Origin of the sequence: Treponema sp., from assembly GCF_045641405.1 — a bacterium.
GTDB lineage: Bacteria > Spirochaetota > Spirochaetia > Treponematales > Treponemataceae > Treponema_D.
Map to the genome: position 1 here is coordinate 1 of NZ_JAZUGX010000009.1, position 16,575 is coordinate 16,575.

Below are 16,575 nucleotides of genomic sequence, written 5' to 3' on the forward strand. Positions count from 1 at the left end.
TGGCCTTAGTTCAGGAAGACGACAGGAAGAAACAGCAGCAGAAAAAAGAGAAAGAAAAATCTCAGCTGTCAGAGAACTAAGGTCAAAGTTTAATGTTTCAGATTTAGTAAAACTTACAGGATTGCCAAGAAGCTCATTTTATTATTCAGAAAGTCACCCGAAACAAGACATGCATAAAGAAGAACGAGAACTTGTTCATCAGATTTATCATGCAAATAAAGGGCGATACGGGTACAGAAGAATTACTCTTGAATTCAGGAACAGAGGAAAGTCAACAAATCACAAAGTAATTCAGAAACTTATGCATGAAGAACATATTGTGTGTAAGGTTCGTCAACATAAATACAACTCATACAAAGGTCAAGTTGGAAAAATTGCACCAAATCTTCTAAAGCGTGATTTCAGTACAACGAAATCAAATGAAAAATGGGTAACTGATGTAACTCAATTCAATGTATTCGGAACTAAACTTTATCTTTCACCAATTTTAGATTTACATGATCAGTCATTAGTCAGCTGGAATATTTCTGAAACTCCAAACTACGCTCAAACAGTCGATATGCTTGATAAAGCCTTTGAAAAGATTCCTGATGGTACCAATTTGATTCTTCATTCAGACCAGGGGTGGCAGTACCAAATGTATGATTACCAAAGGAGACTCAAGAAAAAAGGAATCAGACAAAGTATGTCGAGAAAGGGAAACTGTCTTGATAATTCAGTAATGGAAAACTTTTTTGGATTATTAAAATCAGAACTTTTGTACTTACAAACTTTTGAATCCGTTGAACAGTTTAAGAGAGAATTGGTTGAATACCTTGAATGGTACAATGAAAAGAGAATTAAGGTTAAATTAAAAGGACTGACCCCTTTACAATTCAGGAATCAGTCCTTAAAATCAGCCTAGTTAAAGTGTCCAATAATTGGGGTGCACTTCATGCACTTCATCATGGCAGCCTCTTTTTTATTAACTTCAATTTTATTTTTCTATAGTTACATCAAGTTATATTTCTTAACAGAATAGTTCAACATATAAGAAAAAATCACAATATTCTTAAACAAGATTTTCCGTAGGAAAATCCAATCCATGTGACACCCGTGAGCGCCGTAGGCGCGAACAAATCCGTTGGCATCACCCCATCAAAACCATCACAGCAACGGAATAATTTACCTTGCCCTCAGTTCTGCATGAGCTGATTGATCTCCTCTGCAGTAAGCCCTGTGAGCTTCACTGTCTGCTCTACGCTAAGCCCCATCGCAATGGCGCTTTTTGCGGTCTCCACAGCCTTGTCGTGGGCCCCCTCTGCAAGGCCTTCTGCCCTGGCTTTCATGCGTTCATCGCGCAGCATAAGCTTTCGCCAGTATTCTTCATTGTATAAAAAGTCATACATAATGTCATACAGCTCCAGTTCGTGTTCCTTAAGAAATCCTGCAAGTAGCTTCCTGTCACAGCATATCCTGAAGGTTTCCTTTACGGCAAAGACTATGCTTTCGGGATATTTCCTGCGCGTGTCGTCGAAGACCCTGCAGAAATTTATGTACTGGTAGATTATATCACCTTCTCTGCCATCATAGACCATTTTCACCCTTAGTTGTAGTGGGGAGGCGGAATCTTTGGGAAAATGTTCGGAGAGAAGGATCTCGTCGGGATGGTTGCCCCTGTCTCCCGTATAGATAACATAGATCTCAGGAACGGGAAGCTGCACCGTCGAGGACGTGAAAAGGGAGATGCCGTTCTTTCCGATGTACCGCTTGTAGGTCTCCGAAAGGTAAAGGAGGCTGCGGACTGCCATGTTGCCGTTCCAAGTCGACTGGGCCTCCGCCAGGATGATGAGGCGGTCCCTGAACATCAGTCCAAGGTCGTTGTAGATGCCGTCGGTAAACACATTGTCGATGGTGATTATCTCGATGTCCTTCTCCGTGGCGTCCTCCTCTTCTGGATGAAGAACCTTGAACAGCTGCAGGGCATATTCCTTGTGGCTGAATAGGGTCGTAAAGACTGAATCCTTTGATCTCCGTTTGATATTGCACATAAATACCTCCTGTCCCTCCCTGTATATTTAATAACCGTAAAAAAGTAAAAACAGGCGGTTTCATGTGTAAAATTCTAAAAAAATTCAGTCAAAAGGTATATTTTAAGACAATCAAGAATTGTGGAAAAATTCATGTGACGAAAGTTACAGAAGATCCTTGCTTCTAGAATGCTACCAGCACCCAAGATTTTCCGTAGGAAAATCCAATCCATGTGACACCCGTGAGCGCCGTAGGCGCGAACAAATCCGTTGGCTGGCAGAAAAGAAAATTTCTTTGAAAGTCTTGATGGATTCAGCTTTTATTTTTTAATGATGATGCCCATGTCCATGGTGGTCGCACAGGGCGTTTGGATTCGTGATGAGCACACCCTTCAGCATTTTTTCAACAGCCTTATCTGCATCGCCTGTAACACCAGCAACCTGTTTTATGCCTGCATTGTTCAAGGCATCGATGGCTCCCTGACCTCTATTACCAAGAAGAAGGGTCTCCACTCCAAGTCCCTTCAGGTATGTTGCAAGGTCATGATGCCCAAAACCACCGTTATCTATCACCTTTGAATCTGTCACCTTTCCATCTTCAATCGTATAGAGCTTGAAATGCTGGGTCCTTCCAAAATGCTGGAATACTTCACCTGTTTCCTTGTCTAAGGTTGTCGCAATGATCATCCTTTTACCCCTGTTAAATCATTTATTAAAGTTGCTGCTATAAGCAATCCTGCTGCGGAAGGGGCAAATGCCGTGCTTCCAGGGGCTATGCCGCCACCCTTCATTTCTGTACCCTTTTCTGTCACCTTTGGCTGTTCTGTGGAATATACAACCTTTACATTCCTAATACCTCTGGCCTTCAGCTCACGCCTCATCACCCTGGCAAGGGGACAGACACTGGTTTTTTCGATATCTGCCACCATAAATTTTGAAGGATCGGTTTTGTTTCCTGCACCCATGCTGCTGATCACAGGTATCCCTGATTCCTTTGCTTTTTTGATTATTTCAATCTTAGCTGAGACAGTATCAACGGCATCAACGATATAACTGTATCCATTGAAATCGAAACCATCGCTGTTTTCTGGCAAGAAAAAACATTCTTTCTCTTCTATTATCATATCTGGATTTATATCCAGGCATCTTTCTTTCATTGCCTGTACCTTTGACTTTCCAATGGTACTGTGCAGGGCAATGATCTGTCTGTTGAGATTGGTGACAGATACGGTATCATTGTCAACAAGCATAAGTTGACCGACTCCGCTTCTTGCAAGGGCTTCTGCCACATATCCTCCGACTCCGCCTACTCCAAAAACCGCAACCTTTGCTCCATATAGCTTTTCCATTGCGTCTGCGCCATAGATAATCTGTATCCTTGCAAACTGCTCCTTGCTCATCTTTTACCTTCTTCCCGAGGAAATATCATGGTCACAGTTGTCCCCTTGACCCCATCGCTGTCAATCTGTACCCTTCCTCCATGGACTTCCATAATGGTCTTTACGATTGCAAGTCCAAGTCCAGATCCGCCTTTTTCCTTGTCCCTGTTGTGGGATTCATCAGCTCTATAGAATCTTTCAAGGACATGGGGAAGAGCTTCCTTCTTTATGCCAGGACCGTCATCCATTATGGATAATTCTGCACCCCTTTCTGTCACCTTTTCTTCTATTATAATGTTCACTTTGTTAGGTTTTGCATACTTTACGCTGTTTGAAACGATGATGGTCATGGATTCATATAGAAGCTCTGAATCGCACACGATTGTTTCTGTACCCATATCTGTTACCGTTACAGTCGCTGTGTCCGCCCATGCTTCCGTATCTTCCTTAAGCCTCTGGGACAATTCCATGATCGGCACAGGTTTCTTTTCCAGCTTTATTGTCCCCCGTTCAAGACGCGAAATCTGAAGAAGGTTATCGACAATTGCCTGCATCGTATGGACTTCCGCCGTAAGGCGTCCCAATGATTTTTCAAGCTGAACTGGATCATCCTTTCCCCAGCGGCGGATCAGGTTTGCATGCCCAGCAATTACTGCTATGGGAGTCTTAAGCTCATGGGAAACATCGGAGGTAAACTGCTTTTCCCTCTCAAAATCCTGCTTCAATCTGGCAAACAACGTATTGAAGGTTTCCGCCAGGCGGTCAAATTCATCGCCACTGCCAGCAACATGGAAGTGGTTGTCGCTTGAATAGGACATCTTTTTTGCCGTTTCCGTCATTTTCTTGACTGGACTGATGGTCGATTTGATTATGAAATATGAAGCAAGAAAGGAAACCAACACCAAAGGAAGACTGAACAGAACGATGGCAAAATACAGTTCCTTTATGAGCCTTGATGCGAAATCGCGCTCCATGTTTACGGAAACCTGTACCACATAGGAAATTCCGCCAGTCTTAAAGGTCAGCGTCCTATATAGGACATTAAGGTCTCCATCTATGAAATAATTCTTTTCTATGTACGTTACTGCCTTTTCCTCCGACTTTGGAAGATTTCGGATGAAGGGGTCGTTGGAATAGACGGTTTTGCCCGTTGCTTCCTCATAGGCACATACCGAAACAAAATAAGGTATCTCCATGAAGTCAGATTCTGTCACCATATCTGGCCCTACTTTTTCCATAATATCCTTCACGGATTCTGCAGTCTTAGAAAGAAAATTGCTCTGCCTTGTTCTGTCGTTACGCCTTATTACATAGGCAAAAAGAATAACAAAGACAATTATAAGGGCAGCTATGAGACCAGAAAAAGCCAGGGATAGACGAAGCGCCTTTGATCTTAGGAAGGACTTTTTCAATTCTTCTGCTCCGATCTGATTACATAACCTGCTCCGCGAACCGTCGAGATGATTCCTTCTCCCAGCTTGCTCCTTAGATAGCGGATGTATACATCTACGGCATTTACATCGATGCTGTGCCCCTCGCCCCATACCTGGTCGATTATTGAATCACGGCTAAGGACCACATCCATGTTGGAAAGGAGGCACTTAAGGAGAAGGTATTCAGTCTTTGAAAGTTCGATCAATTCCCCGTTGTTGGTCACTTCCATGCTTTCCGTGTTCAGCACAAGGTTTCCGACGCCGTATGTCTTTCCCTCTGCATTCGTCTTGTCGCTTCTTCGGATGACGGCACGCAAACGGGCTAAAAGTTCCTCGATTTCAAAGGGCTTTGCGATATAGTCATCGGCTCCAGCATCAAGACCGTTTACCTTGTCATAGGTTTCTCCGCGGGCACTGACCATGATGACAGGTACACTTGAGGTTTTTCTTATTCTTCTAAGCACTTCAAGTCCACTCAGTTCAGGCAACATCACATCAAGAAGGATCACATCTGGGGCAAAGGATTCAAAAAATTCCAATGCTTCCCTTCCATTGACCGCCCTCTTGATTTCAAAGCCTTCATGCTCAAGCTCAAGCGTCTCGAATTCTGCGATTCCATCATCGTCTTCTACTACAAGTATCTTTTCCATAATTCACTGCCGTCCCAAGATCAATTCTGTTCCATTCTGAATATTTTCAAATTCCGTTTCCTTAAGTCCATCGCCCTTGTAAGATTCAACGCCGTCAAACTTTATCGTAAAGGAATCTTCATCCGCATTTATGATCGTTATCCTTACGCTTTCGCCCTTTCTTCCATAATTGAATATGACATTGGAGCCGGATTTTTTTCCGTTTATAAGAACCGTTGAAGCATTGACCGTACGGGGATCAATCGGCATGGAAAACCTGACGGTTATTTCCATAAGGGAATTCTCTTCATTGAAATTCCTTTTTGCCATAAGAGTCCTTACCTTGAATTCCTGCTGCTCCGTAGTCACCCTCATTCCCCGATAAGGAACATAATCCCTTTTTCCTGCAGCGGCTTCACCCTCCGCAAAGGCCATTGTAGAGGAAATGACAAGACATGCGAATGCAATCGATAACTTATTCACAATACTAATAATAAATTATATTGGAAAATTGTCCATAACTACAAATAAAAGATTAAAACTTTCTAATTTACTAAGAATCCTTTTCTAATGATTTTGGAATTGCCTTGCGCTATATTTATGATCAGATAAACCAATGAGAGAGTTTAGGAGGAATCATTATGAAACTTAACAAGATCAAGACAGTTGCCATCGCAGCAACAATTGCCGTTCTTAGCGCAGTGCCTGTTTTTGCACAGAAGACGGAAGGAAGAAAGGGACCTGGTTTTGCAGGTCATCACGGACCTTTCAATTTTGCAGAAAAGCAGATTATGGGAACCATCAGCAGCGTCAACCTTGATTCACAGACCATCGTCATAACAGACGCAGACGGAAAAAACAGGAAGATCCATGTCAATCCTTTGACTAAGATTGCCCTTGTGGAACCTAGAAGGACTCCGCCAAAAGCAAAGAAGGGAGATAAGAAGGATAAACCTGAATTCCCTTTCATTATCGAAAAGCTTGCCATCGACAACCTTAAGGCAGGTCACTGGATCACCGTGCAGAAATTCAACACCGACACAGAGACGGCAGAAGCATGGTGCATCAATGTCCACAACTTCCGCGCCGTTGGTCCAGCCCTTGATACTGCAAATGCAAAATAAGGCTTTCGTCAGGCAATAGACTTTAAGAGCGCCTCGCAGCTCTCAAGGACGTCGTTGTACGTCTCATCAAAATTGTGTGTATACCAGGGGTCTGCGATGTCACGGGGGTGGTCGGTGTAGTCAAGGAGCATGTGCACTTTGCCTTCACTGTCGCCCCCTGTTATTTTTAAAATGTTGCGGATGTTCCAGCTGTCCATTCCAAGAATCAAATCAAAAGCTTCATAGTCGCTTTTTTTCATCTGGCTTGCCCGATGGGGATTCATTGGAATTCCAACCTGCTGCATTTTTCTTACGGTTCCTGGATGTGGTGGATTTCCCAGCTCCTCTGTGCTGGTCGCCTTTGAATCAATGAAAAATTCAGCTTCCCTTCCTGCTTTCCTTACCAGATCCTTCATTACAAATTCCGCCATCGTTGAACGGCAGATGTTTCCATGGCATATAAATAGAATTCTTGTCATGGAATATTTGTAGCAGAAATCTCCAATTCAGTATATAATTTTTAAAATGAAGGATCGGAAGAGATTTGCACTTTTTTTAGACTACACGGAATCAGTTTATTCACAAAGATTGATTGAAGGTGCATTGAAATTCTTCAACAGCAAAGAGGTTGAGTTTCTTGTCTTTCCATGCGGCTCCTTAAACTACAAGGGCAATACCTTTGGATATCAAAGGCTTGCGGTCGCCTCCCTTTTGAACAAGAACAACATTGACGGACTGATTTTTGTCTGCGGTCCTCAGCAGGCAAACTCCTCTGCGGAACAGATCCATTCATACCTTAAATCTTTCCTTAACATTCCTGTGGTATGCATCGGCCACGATTACAACGACTATCCTTGCATTGTTTCTTCAAGCAAGGAATCCATGGTTCAAATGGCTGAGCATCTTGTAAAAAAACATAAATGTACCCATCCTGCAATCTTCATTCCTAAATCACCATCCCTGGATATTCTTCAAAGGGTCATGGTTTTGAATTCAACCTTTGAAAGCCACAGGATTTCCATTAGTGACGACAACATAATCTCCTGCAACGATTTTTCCTACGACAGCGCCATCAGCGGGATTCAGGATTACAAGAGAAAAAACAGCAAGTTCAGATTCGACTGTCTTATATGCACAACGGATTCCCTTGCTTTTGCCGCCATTGATTATCTTACTTCCTGCAACATAAGGATACCAAAGGATGTCATCGTCACAGGCTTTGATGATGAAGAGGATGCGATTTACTATTCTCCAACATTGACTTCAATAAACCAGAACGTTGAAAAGCAGGCCTACTATGCGGCGAAAATTCTTTACAATATGGTCCACAAGAACAAGGTCATAACAGACACTGTCACAATACATTCTTCCATTTATTTCAGACAGTCCTGCGGTTGCATTTCCCTTGACCAGGACAAGAGCAGATACAGAAATTTCAAGGGAAAGGAATCCTCCCTGAAAGTCGAAAACAAGGGAGCCTTCCATTCACAATGGAACAACAATAGAAACAGTTTCATAAGGATCATACAGCTTTATTCAAACCTTGAAAGCGGAATACTTATCGATGAACTTTCACAGCGCATTGAATCTGATCTTTTGTCCTTGAAGATTTCATCGGCTGCGGTCGTTCTTTTTGACAAGCCTGTCGAAACGGACAAGTTTGAATATTTCACCATGCCATCAAAAGCCCATGTGCTCAGTTCATATGACATTAGCGCAAATCTTCATTACGACAAATCCATAAACAGAGCACCTTTTAATCCAAATGACAGTCTGATTCCAGAAGGTCATCTTTCTTCGCTCCATGAGATGAATGTAATTTCTATCTACAGCAATTCCATTCTTTACGGATATGCACTTTTTAAGCCTGGTCCACTTGATCCTGCGATCTATGGTACGACATTCAAGATGCTTTCCTCCACCATTGCCCGTGCAAGCAATTCCCTTGAAGCCCTTGAAAAGAAAAGGCAGCTTGAACTTGAAAACAGCAACATCAGGCTTGTTTCCGTTACTGACGAAATGACGGGATTGCTTAACAGGCGCGGATTCATTTCCCACGGCAAGACTGCCATTGAGAATTCAATCGAACTTGGGAAGAAGGGGCTTGTTCTTTTTGGAGACATGGACGGACTCAAGGTAATAAACGATACTTACGGTCATGCTGCAGGAGATACAGCCATCAAGGCAGAAGCAGTTATTTTAAGAAGCCTCTTCCGCTCGTCAGACATAATTGGAAGACTTGGCGGTGATGAATTTGCAGTCATTGCACCAGAAATGAATCTTGAGAAATTTAAGGACATCAAAAGCAAGCTTGAAGCAAAATGCAGGGAATACAATGAAAAGTCTGGGGAAAGCTTTACACTTTCCATCAGCATAGGGTGCGTTGAATTCAACGGAAACGAAGAAGCAGACCTTGAAAAGCTCCTTGCCATTGCCGACAACGAGCTTTATAAGGAAAAGCAGTCAAAATACAGAACAAGAAGGGCTATTCAAGAATCGTAATCTCTACGCGGCGGTTTCTTGCCTTTCCAGCTGCCGTTGAATTGTCTGCCACTGGCTTTGTTCCTCCTGACCCCTTTACGATGAATTTATCTGCACCCACACCTCGCTTTACAAGGGCCTTTTTTATTGAATCTGCACGTTCCAAGGACAACTGCATCTCTCCCTTTGGATTACCGACACTTGCGGTGTGTCCCTCTATAAGAATCATCTGATCTGGCACCATTTTAAGAAGATCTGCAATGTCATCAAGGCGCTGGCTTTCGCCTCCCAAAAGTTCTGCACTGTCTGGCTTGAATTTTAAGTTCTGCATCGTAAGGCGGATTCCTGCAGCTGTATTTTCAACTGTAACCTTGGTTTCTCCTGTGGATGATTCTGCACCCATATTGCTTTCTACAAGCTTTGTGTCCAATTTTTTAGATACAGATGCTTTTTTCTCCAAATTCCTTCCATTATCTGTACCTTTATTGGGTTTATCTTTTTTACTGGATATATTTTCATCCACTGTTCTGTCACCAGCTTTAGCCAAAGCCTTTTCTTTTTCTGCTCCCATACCAACGCCAGAAATCGCAGAGTCCTCCAAACTGTCACCAGAACTGCCCCCTGCTCCTGTTCCTGAAGCCTTATCTGCCACCTTGCCTGTATCCATCCAGGAAGAATCTGTTACTGGATTATCCATAATTTCCTTAAGTTCTTCTTTGGATACAGATGCTATGCGCTGAAGAGCTGGGAAAAGCTTTTCCTTGTCGTATGCAGGAGGGTATTCCGTAAACATGGAAATTGTACCCTTAAAGGCAACTTTAGTCCCATCCGTATACTGGAATTCTTCATCGACTGTATCCCTAACAACCAGAGCATTGCCTGTCACCTTGCTTACAAGGATGTTTGCCTTATGGCTACCCTGGGCAAATTTCAAATCCCTGTCACCACCAAAATCCAAAGTTGCGGCCAGGCCATATCGCGTTGCCCACTGTGCACCGATTACATAGACTTCTTCCCCATGAAAACTGTCATCTCGAAGGTAGGTGTATTCAACATAAATAGGCATCTTTGTTTTTACGCCTTTGTTCAAAGGATCCACCACACGCTCTGCCTTTGCCTGCCATCTGTCACCATATTTTATGGCTTTTCTTGTAAAGGCAGGGAAACTTCTGAAAGTCGGATAGCCATTATCCTTGATCATTACCAGTTGTCCGTCAGGAGTTATCTTGAATGTCGAAGGAATTGAATTGTTGATTTCCTCTCCAACGGATGCCCTTGCACGCAAGGTTCCTTCCGCAACATAGAAATTGCCGTCATAATAACTGTCCCTAGGGTTGCCTCCCTTAGGAACTCCCATAGGACTGATGAAGGAACGAATTTCACGGCTTACAAGCCCAGTATACTTTCCGTTGTCGTAGCGTCGAAGATCTGTGCGTTCAATGTAAATGTAACTTCCACTGCCGTTATATTGAAGGAGCGTTTCCTGCCCATATAGTGGCATGGCAACTAAAGCCAATATTATTGTCGATATCAATATCAAGAAGATTTTCTGTACTCTGTTCATATTTTTATTATCGGAGTATAATCGCAGCTATGAAACACAATATGCAGATTTTACAGGAACTGGCCGTAAAGAACGGACCACTTTGCGTTGGACTTGATACTGACCCATCATATATTCCAGAATCAATACTCAAGACATTTGAAAGCCCAGCCCAGGCTGTACTTGAATACAACAGGCAGCTCATCAAGAAAATTGCAGAGGACAAAAGCGCCTGCTGTTTTAAGGTTCAGATTGCCTATTACGAAGCAATGGGAATTGAAGGAATCAAGGTTTATGCCGAAACCCTTAAGCTGGTAAAGGAATCGGGACTCATCTGCATTTCAGACATCAAGCGCGGAGATATTGCGGCAACTGCAGGTGCATACGCAAGGGCACACTTTACCGGTGACTTTGAAACAGACATCATCACTATCAATCCTTACATGGGATTCGACACGCTCAAACCTTTTACAGAATACTGCACAAAAGCAGGCAAAGGAATCTTTGTTCTTCTGAGGACAAGCAACCCTGGCATGGTGGACATTGAGCAGAAGGAACTTAAGGACGGCGGAAGAGTCCTTGATCAGGTTGGAAATGAACTTGAAAGAATAAGCCAGGAAATGAAGGCTACCTATCCAGACCAGACTTGTTCTCCTGTTGGTGCTGTTGTCGGCTGTACTGAAGAAAGCGACGCCAAGGCATTGAGGGATGCATACAAGGACATCTACTTCCTTATCCCAGGCTACGGTGCCCAGGGTGGAGATGCAAAGATCTGCGGTACTCTCATGAAGGAAGCCGGCGGAACAGTAAACTCTTCACGCGGAATTCTCTGCGCATGGAAGAAAGATTCTGACTGCACTGCAAAGGTAGAAAATGGAACCGTTACAATGGCAGACATCGTAACTTCCGCCGCAAAGGCTGCCATTGCTTCAAAGGAAGATTTGCTTAGATTCTGATTTTGATTTTCCATTCATCAAAAACCCCATGGTTGAAATTGTCTTTAGCCATGGGGTTTTTATTTTAAGATGAGTTCATTTACGAAATTACTGTTTCAATCAGGCGGCCGTTTTTGTACACAAGCTTAAGAGAAAAGAACGGTGCATTTTTTTCTATCAGGTCAAGGAACACGTAATCCCCTTCCCAGAAATTCAGGTTTTTGAATTCCGATTTTTTTACCCATTCAAGCTTTCCTTCATCGCAGTCAATGAGCTCTCCGGAAAAATCATCGCTTGTGTAAAGGCACATGTATTCGCACACGTCATCCTTTCCGTCCTCACGGCTTACAAAAGTTACGATTCCGCGGAATTTATATGAATTCAAAACAAGGCCCGTTTCTTCCTTTACTTCACGCAGAAGGCAATCTTCTGGACTTTCGCCAAATTCAAAATGACCTCCAACTCCGATCCACTTGTCTTTGTTTATGTCGTTCTGCTTTTTTACGCGGTGAAGCATGAGGTAGCAGCCGTCTTTTTCAATGTAGCAAAGTGTGGTCAATGGCGATTTCATTTATTCCCCCTGTTGGAAATTGCAAGACCCGCGATTGTAAGCACGCAGCCCACAGCTCCAAGAACTGTCAGTTTTTCTCCAAGAATGAAGAAAGCAAAAATAATCGTTACAACTGGAATCATGTAAATGCCGACGGTAACCTTGACAGTGCCAAGAGTCTTGCAGGCAACGTTCCATACTACAAAACAAAAGGCGGAAGCACCAAGACCAAGGAAGCAGAAATTTGCCCAGGAAACCAGACTTGAAAATCTTTCCGCATTTTTCTGTGCATCCATGTTCAGGTAGAAGGAACTCGATGGTTCATTTTCAAAAATCCCGAAAACTGCAAAAGGAATCATGGTGATCACTGCGTAAAAAAACATCCGTCTAGTACAGAGAATCCTGTCAAGGTTCATGCTGTTGATTTTTGAAACGGCCATGGAATAGAAACCCCAGCAGACCGCAGATGCCAAGGCAAGCAGATCGCCCTTTGGATTGAAATGAAGGCCCGAAGCTCCGTTCAGGCTGACAAGAACGATTCCTGAAATTGCAATGATGAATCCCACTATAAAAAATATGGTGATGTGTTTTTCCTTAAAAAAAATCTGGGCAATGATGGCGGTGAACATTGGACAGATGGAAACTATGATGCTTACGTTTGATGCAGTTGTAAATGAGATGGCTGCGTTCTCCGTAAACTGATAGATGATGATTCCTGAAAGTCCCGCAAGGAAAAACCAGACATTGTCTTTTTTGTTCTCCAGCTTTAATGGAACAGGCTTGATGATCCAAAGTCCAAGGTATGCAAGGATGAATCTTACAAAAAGAATTTCAAAGGCAGAAAAATTTTTCAAAAGGTATTTTGTTGAAACAAAAGTTATGCCCCAGATAAAGATGGTGATTACCGCAAAAAAAATTCCAAGGGATTTTGGACAGGCTGAACTGTTTTTCATGGTGTCCTCCTTTACGATTTTGTTTTCATTTAAAAATAAAAAAAGCTCCATGCAGAACATGAAGCTTTGTAGTGGGCGCTGAGGGGATCGAACCCCCGACATTCTGGGTGTAAACCAGACGCTCGTACCAGCTGAGCTAAGCGCCCGACGTGATTAAGAATATATAGAATTTTCACTTTTGTGTCTAGAGGGAAAGAAAAAATTCTCCCTCTAAATGTTGCTGCAGAATTCTATCAGTTCAGCCTTGTGCTTCAGAAGATCTTCCCTGTTCTCTACCGATGTAAATCCAATTCTTCCAGCACATTCGATTTCGAGATGGCCGTAAAAATGTTCGATGGTCTGAATCAATCTTTCGCATTCGTGCATCCCAGGTCCCGTTCTCTGAACAATGGAATAACCTTTTTTTCCTGCCAATAATTTTGCATGAGGTTCATGGGTGTTGCACCATGGAGTCCACCTGTCGATGAACACCTTGAACTGGCCTGGAACGTCTGCCCAATAGGAAGGAGCACAAGAAACGATTACATCTGCTTTTTCGAATTCCTTTACCACAGACAGAAAATCATCCTTCAAATTGCACTTCGCCGTTTCGTGGCAGGTTCTGCATCCTTTGCAGAATTCAATTTTATAATCGTCGATGCAGATGGATTTTACTTCATATTTTTCATTCAGTTCTTCGCTTACGATTTTTACCATTTCTGCCGTAGCCCCATTTCTGACGGGACTGCAATTTATTACCAGTGCTTTCATTTTTTCCCCTCTTTTTTGAACCCATTATAATTTTCTTTATAGACTTTGTAAAATTCTATTTTCAGTTTATTTTAAGAAAATTACAAACATGTTTATTATGACATTTTCTTGATTTTTGTCATAATAAAACTTTCATTGAATTTTACCTTGCATAGTGATACTTTTTTCTTATGAATGAAGTTTTGATCCACGAAAAGGCGGACAGAATCCGCGATGTAATCCGCTACATAAAAAAATTCAAGAATGCCGTTGTTGTCGTTTATCTTGACGACAGGCTTTTGGACAGCCCGAATTTTTCAAGCCACATCCGCGACCTATGCCTGATCCACGAAGCAGGACTCAAGGTCATTCTTGTTCCTGGAGCCGCAAAGAGAATCAACGAGATTTTAACAGAGGCGAACATTGAATGGACATTCCATGACAACTGCCGCATCACTCCACCAGAAGCAATGCCATTAATCAAGATGGCGGCCTTTGATGTTTCTAACCAGATCATGACTTCCTTTGCAGGAGAAAAAGTCACATCGGTAATAGGCAACTGGGTTCGCGCAAGAAGCAAAGGTGTCATAGACGGATTTGACTATGGTACCAGCGGAGAGATCGACAAGCTTCAGATTGATGCCGTAAAGACGATTCTTGACAACGGCTTCATCCCTATCTTCCCTTGCATCGGTTGGAGTGCAGCGGGTAAACCATACAACATTTCTTCCGTACAGTTGAGCCAGCAGATTGCCATCCACCTTAAGGCAGACAAGCTTTTCTACATGGTGTCAGATGCAGAAATTTCTACCGCCAGCTTTACAATCCCAGAAAACATCGGAACTTCATCAGAAGGAACTGTTCCTGCAATGAATATTGAAGAAGTTGACCAATTTATTGAAACAAACAAAGCATTGTTAAATTCTGAAGAAATTCAGGGAAATTCTACCGAACCTTTGGTAGTTTCTGAAGAAAATAAGGATGTTTCACGTGAAACAATCTTCACTTTGCTGAAACTTGCCAAGACAGCCTGCAACGAAGGAGTTGACCGTGTACACATAATCAACGGATCCATCGACGGAACTGTTCCATGTGAAATCTTCAGCGACCTGGGGTCTGGCACCATGATCTACACCAACAACTACGGAAAGATCAGAGCCATGACCAGGGACGACATTTCTGAAGTCATCACCCTCATGCAACCTTTTGTAAACCAGGGAATACTCCTTCAAAGAACAAAGGAACAGCTGGACAATCAGTATCAGAACTACATTGTATATGAACTTGACGGTGCAATCCGTGCCTGCGCTGCTTTGGTACCATACCCAGACGGCCAAATGGAAATAGCAGCTGTAGCCGTGGACAAAACCTGCTCAAACATCGGCATAGGTCCAAAGATGATAAAGTTTCTCGTGAAACAAGCAAAAGAAAAGAAAGCCACTGGACTATTCCTTCTTACAACACAGACATCGGACTGGTTTGAAAACCTTGGCTTTACGCCATCAGAAATTTCAACCCTACCACAGCAGAGAAAAGAAAAATGGTCTCCAGAAAGAGGTTCTAAGGTACTTAGATATAAAATCTAACACTTATAGCAAAATCAACAGAAAAGGTCTGACAAGTAAGACGAGATCCTCTGAATCCGTTTCAGAATGATGTAAGATGCTTACCTGTCAGACCTTTTTTGTTTCACGTGAAACAAATTCAAATAAGCCGAGATTTATATCGTGCACTTACACTTCCGCCATATATAATATTTTATAAATCTCAAGAAACAAGAAAGCCATATATTTCGGAATATTTACAGCAAAAAGCAACCCATACCCGATAATTGCTGCTTATTCCATACAGGAAATGTAAGATTCGTTTCACGTGAAACAAAACTTACCTATGAAAATTGAGTCCACTGAAAAAGGTGTCATTCCCGTGCTAGACACGGGAATCCATTTGCGTAAACCCTTATTTAAAAAGGCGATGTACGGAAATAGTGTTGCTGCGCCGATTGGACTTGGCAACGTAGTTTCGAGAGACTCAACCACCACATATAATACAGCAACACTTTCTACAGACATAACCTTCAAAAAATTGATTATCGGATCAAGCCCGATAATGACAAAACTCAGGGAGTCGAATCCTATCCATATCAACTTTCAACAGTCAAAGACTTAGGTTTATGCTCACTCAAACATTATTCAAAACCATGACGAAAACTTTTAAATTGTTTCACATGAAACATTCTTAACACCACAGAGACAAAGAAAAAGAAGATGTTTCATGTGAAACAATTTCAACAAGGATTATAAATAAGCTTCAACAAACAACCTTGCCACAGAGAAGCAAGGTATATAGTTTTTCCCGTGGTATTGGAAGCGGACTCAATACAACTTCTTCGACACGAAATCACAGCAAGTAGTATGGGTGAAGCGTAAGAACCAAAGGCAAAATCCACCTTTTATACCGAGATTTATCGCAAAAATGTGGAAAACTAGGTGAAAAACGTGATAAAAAGAACTCTCCACCACGTGCAAGTCTATATAATATATAGAGTTAGATACATAAAATCACAGAATTCATACTGTGGATAAGTGGTGTAGAATCCAAATGTTTCACATGAAACAAATTCACTATTCATAAATTTAGAAAATTTATATATGGAATTCATGAATTTCAAGGCAATAGCAAAATAAAAAACGCTATGTCCGTAGAAAGTGTTGCTGCGCCGATTGGACATGGCAACGTAGTTTCCTTGATGCCGCCTGTCGAAATCAAGCAATATCCACAAAATATGTGGTAGTTTCGAGAGCCTCAACCACCACATATCCTATAGCAAT

General features: G+C 42.3%; 16 protein-coding genes and 1 tRNA gene. 5 read left to right on the plus strand and 12 right to left on the minus strand.

Annotated elements, in window-relative coordinates; genetic code table 11:
• On the plus strand, positions 1 to 904 hold a 904-nt coding region (locus ACKI39_RS01980; protein WP_407397141.1), incomplete at its 5' end, for an IS3 family transposase.
• A 271-nt stretch (positions 905 to 1,175) separates the two neighbouring features.
• Here the strand turns inward: ACKI39_RS01980 and ACKI39_RS01985 are convergent.
• From ACKI39_RS01985 to ACKI39_RS02010, 6 genes are all read right to left on the minus strand, one after another.
• Positions 1,176 to 2,030 carry an RpnC/YadD family protein gene (locus ACKI39_RS01985; protein WP_407397144.1) on the minus strand — a complete coding sequence of 285 codons (855 nt, stop codon included), beginning with the start codon at positions 2,028 to 2,030 and terminating at the stop codon, positions 1,176 to 1,178.
• Between the two features lie 306 nt (positions 2,031 to 2,336).
• Positions 2,337 to 2,696 carry a NifB/NifX family molybdenum-iron cluster-binding protein gene (locus ACKI39_RS01990; protein WP_407397146.1) on the minus strand — a complete coding sequence of 120 codons (360 nt, stop codon included), beginning with the start codon at positions 2,694 to 2,696 and terminating at the stop codon, positions 2,337 to 2,339.
• Positions 2,693 to 3,409: a tRNA threonylcarbamoyladenosine dehydratase gene (locus ACKI39_RS01995; protein WP_407397148.1), complete on the minus strand. Its 717-nt coding sequence runs from the start codon at positions 3,407 to 3,409 to the stop codon at positions 2,693 to 2,695. Before ACKI39_RS01995 ends, ACKI39_RS01990 begins: the two co-directional genes overlap by 4 nt.
• A complete protein-coding gene (locus ACKI39_RS02000; RefSeq protein ID WP_407397150.1) occupies positions 3,406 to 4,800 on the minus strand; it encodes an ATP-binding protein in 1,395 nt (464 codons plus the stop codon). Before ACKI39_RS02000 ends, ACKI39_RS01995 begins: the two co-directional genes overlap by 4 nt.
• Positions 4,797 to 5,471, minus strand: a complete 675-nt coding sequence (locus tag ACKI39_RS02005) for a response regulator transcription factor (RefSeq protein ID WP_407397152.1) — start codon at positions 5,469 to 5,471, stop codon at positions 4,797 to 4,799. The genes ACKI39_RS02000 and ACKI39_RS02005 overlap by 4 nt, the downstream gene beginning before the upstream one ends.
• Positions 5,472 to 5,474: 3 nt before the next feature.
• On the minus strand, positions 5,475 to 5,933 hold the full coding sequence (locus tag ACKI39_RS02010) for a cupredoxin domain-containing protein (RefSeq protein ID WP_407397154.1): 459 nt from the start codon (positions 5,931 to 5,933) through the stop codon (positions 5,475 to 5,477).
• 158 nt (positions 5,934 to 6,091) lie between these two features.
• On the opposite strand from ACKI39_RS02010, the gene ACKI39_RS02015 reads away from it, so the two are divergent.
• Entirely contained in the window at positions 6,092 to 6,574 is a 483-nt protein-coding gene (locus tag ACKI39_RS02015; RefSeq protein ID WP_407397156.1) for a hypothetical protein, read from the plus strand.
• Positions 6,575 to 6,582: 8 nt separating this feature from the next.
• Here the strand turns inward: ACKI39_RS02015 and ACKI39_RS02020 are convergent, their stop codons facing one another.
• The gene (locus tag ACKI39_RS02020) at positions 6,583 to 7,032 is read right to left on the minus strand and encodes a low molecular weight protein-tyrosine-phosphatase (RefSeq protein WP_407397158.1); all 450 of its coding nucleotides are present in this window, start codon (positions 7,030 to 7,032) and stop codon (positions 6,583 to 6,585) included.
• Positions 7,033 to 7,078: 46 nt separating this feature from the next.
• Here ACKI39_RS02020 and ACKI39_RS02025 point away from each other — a divergent pair, with 46 nt between their 5' ends.
• Positions 7,079 to 9,055, plus strand: coding sequence for a diguanylate cyclase domain-containing protein (locus ACKI39_RS02025; protein ID WP_407397160.1), 1,977 nt, complete (start codon positions 7,079 to 7,081; stop codon positions 9,053 to 9,055).
• Here ACKI39_RS02025 and ACKI39_RS02030 read toward each other — a convergent pair.
• Positions 9,039 to 10,598 (minus strand): OmpA family protein, encoded by a 1,560-nt coding sequence (locus ACKI39_RS02030; protein ID WP_407397162.1) that lies wholly within the window; start codon positions 10,596 to 10,598, stop codon positions 9,039 to 9,041. The genes ACKI39_RS02025 and ACKI39_RS02030 overlap by 17 nt on opposite strands.
• 29 nt (positions 10,599 to 10,627) lie before the next feature.
• Here ACKI39_RS02030 and pyrF point away from each other — a divergent pair, with 29 nt between their 5' ends.
• Complete coding sequence (gene pyrF / locus ACKI39_RS02035) at positions 10,628 to 11,533, plus strand: orotidine-5'-phosphate decarboxylase (RefSeq protein WP_318691550.1); 906 nt, start codon at positions 10,628 to 10,630, stop codon at positions 11,531 to 11,533.
• A 79-nt stretch (positions 11,534 to 11,612) separates the two neighbouring features.
• Here the strand turns inward: pyrF and ACKI39_RS02040 are convergent, their stop codons facing one another.
• The 4 genes from ACKI39_RS02040 to ACKI39_RS02055 all read right to left on the minus strand — a co-directional run bounded on the left by ACKI39_RS02040 (position 11,613) and on the right by ACKI39_RS02055 (position 13,765).
• Positions 11,613 to 12,083 carry an NUDIX hydrolase gene (locus tag ACKI39_RS02040; RefSeq protein WP_407397164.1) on the minus strand — a complete coding sequence of 157 codons (471 nt, stop codon included), beginning with the start codon at positions 12,081 to 12,083 and terminating at the stop codon, positions 11,613 to 11,615.
• A complete protein-coding gene (locus ACKI39_RS02045) occupies positions 12,080 to 13,015 on the minus strand; it encodes a DMT family transporter (RefSeq protein ID WP_407397166.1) in 936 nt (311 codons plus the stop codon). Before ACKI39_RS02045 ends, ACKI39_RS02040 begins: the two co-directional genes overlap by 4 nt.
• A gap of 72 nt (positions 13,016 to 13,087) precedes the next feature.
• Positions 13,088 to 13,161 (minus strand) — tRNA-Val (locus ACKI39_RS02050).
• 64 nt (positions 13,162 to 13,225) lie between these two features.
• Positions 13,226 to 13,765, minus strand: a complete 540-nt coding sequence (locus tag ACKI39_RS02055) for a flavodoxin family protein (RefSeq protein WP_407397168.1) — start codon at positions 13,763 to 13,765, stop codon at positions 13,226 to 13,228.
• Between the two features lie 170 nt (positions 13,766 to 13,935).
• On the opposite strand from ACKI39_RS02055, the gene argA reads away from it, so the two are divergent.
• Positions 13,936 to 15,330, plus strand: a complete 1,395-nt coding sequence (gene argA / locus ACKI39_RS02060; protein ID WP_407397170.1) for an amino-acid N-acetyltransferase — start codon at positions 13,936 to 13,938, stop codon at positions 15,328 to 15,330.
• The last annotated feature ends 1,245 nt before the right edge of the window (positions 15,331 to 16,575 follow it).

Excerpts from the sequence above, each read along its gene's own strand:
- ACKI39_RS01985 (WP_407397144.1), bottom strand. The coding sequence starts at position 2,030 with ATGTGCAATATCAAACGGAGATCAAAGGATTCAGTCTTTACGACCCTA.
- ACKI39_RS01990 (WP_407397146.1), bottom strand. The coding sequence starts at position 2,696 with ATGATCATTGCGACAACCTTAGACAAGGAAACAGGTGAAGTATTCCAG.
- ACKI39_RS01995 (WP_407397148.1), bottom strand. The coding sequence starts at position 3,409 with ATGAGCAAGGAGCAGTTTGCAAGGATACAGATTATCTATGGCGCAGAC.
- ACKI39_RS02005 (WP_407397152.1), bottom strand. The coding sequence starts at position 5,471 with ATGGAAAAGATACTTGTAGTAGAAGACGATGATGGAATCGCAGAATTC.
- ACKI39_RS02015 (WP_407397156.1), top strand. The coding sequence starts at position 6,092 with ATGAAACTTAACAAGATCAAGACAGTTGCCATCGCAGCAACAATTGCC.
- ACKI39_RS02020 (WP_407397158.1), bottom strand. The coding sequence starts at position 7,032 with ATGACAAGAATTCTATTTATATGCCATGGAAACATCTGCCGTTCAACG.
- ACKI39_RS02025 (WP_407397160.1), top strand. The coding sequence starts at position 7,079 with ATGAAGGATCGGAAGAGATTTGCACTTTTTTTAGACTACACGGAATCA.
- ACKI39_RS02030 (WP_407397162.1), bottom strand. The coding sequence starts at position 10,598 with ATGAACAGAGTACAGAAAATCTTCTTGATATTGATATCGACAATAATA.
- pyrF (WP_318691550.1), top strand. The coding sequence starts at position 10,628 with ATGAAACACAATATGCAGATTTTACAGGAACTGGCCGTAAAGAACGGA.
- ACKI39_RS02040 (WP_407397164.1), bottom strand. The coding sequence starts at position 12,083 with ATGAAATCGCCATTGACCACACTTTGCTACATTGAAAAAGACGGCTGC.
- ACKI39_RS02045 (WP_407397166.1), bottom strand. The coding sequence starts at position 13,015 with ATGAAAAACAGTTCAGCCTGTCCAAAATCCCTTGGAATTTTTTTTGCG.
- ACKI39_RS02055 (WP_407397168.1), bottom strand. The coding sequence starts at position 13,765 with ATGAAAGCACTGGTAATAAATTGCAGTCCCGTCAGAAATGGGGCTACG.
- argA (WP_407397170.1), top strand. The coding sequence starts at position 13,936 with ATGAATGAAGTTTTGATCCACGAAAAGGCGGACAGAATCCGCGATGTA.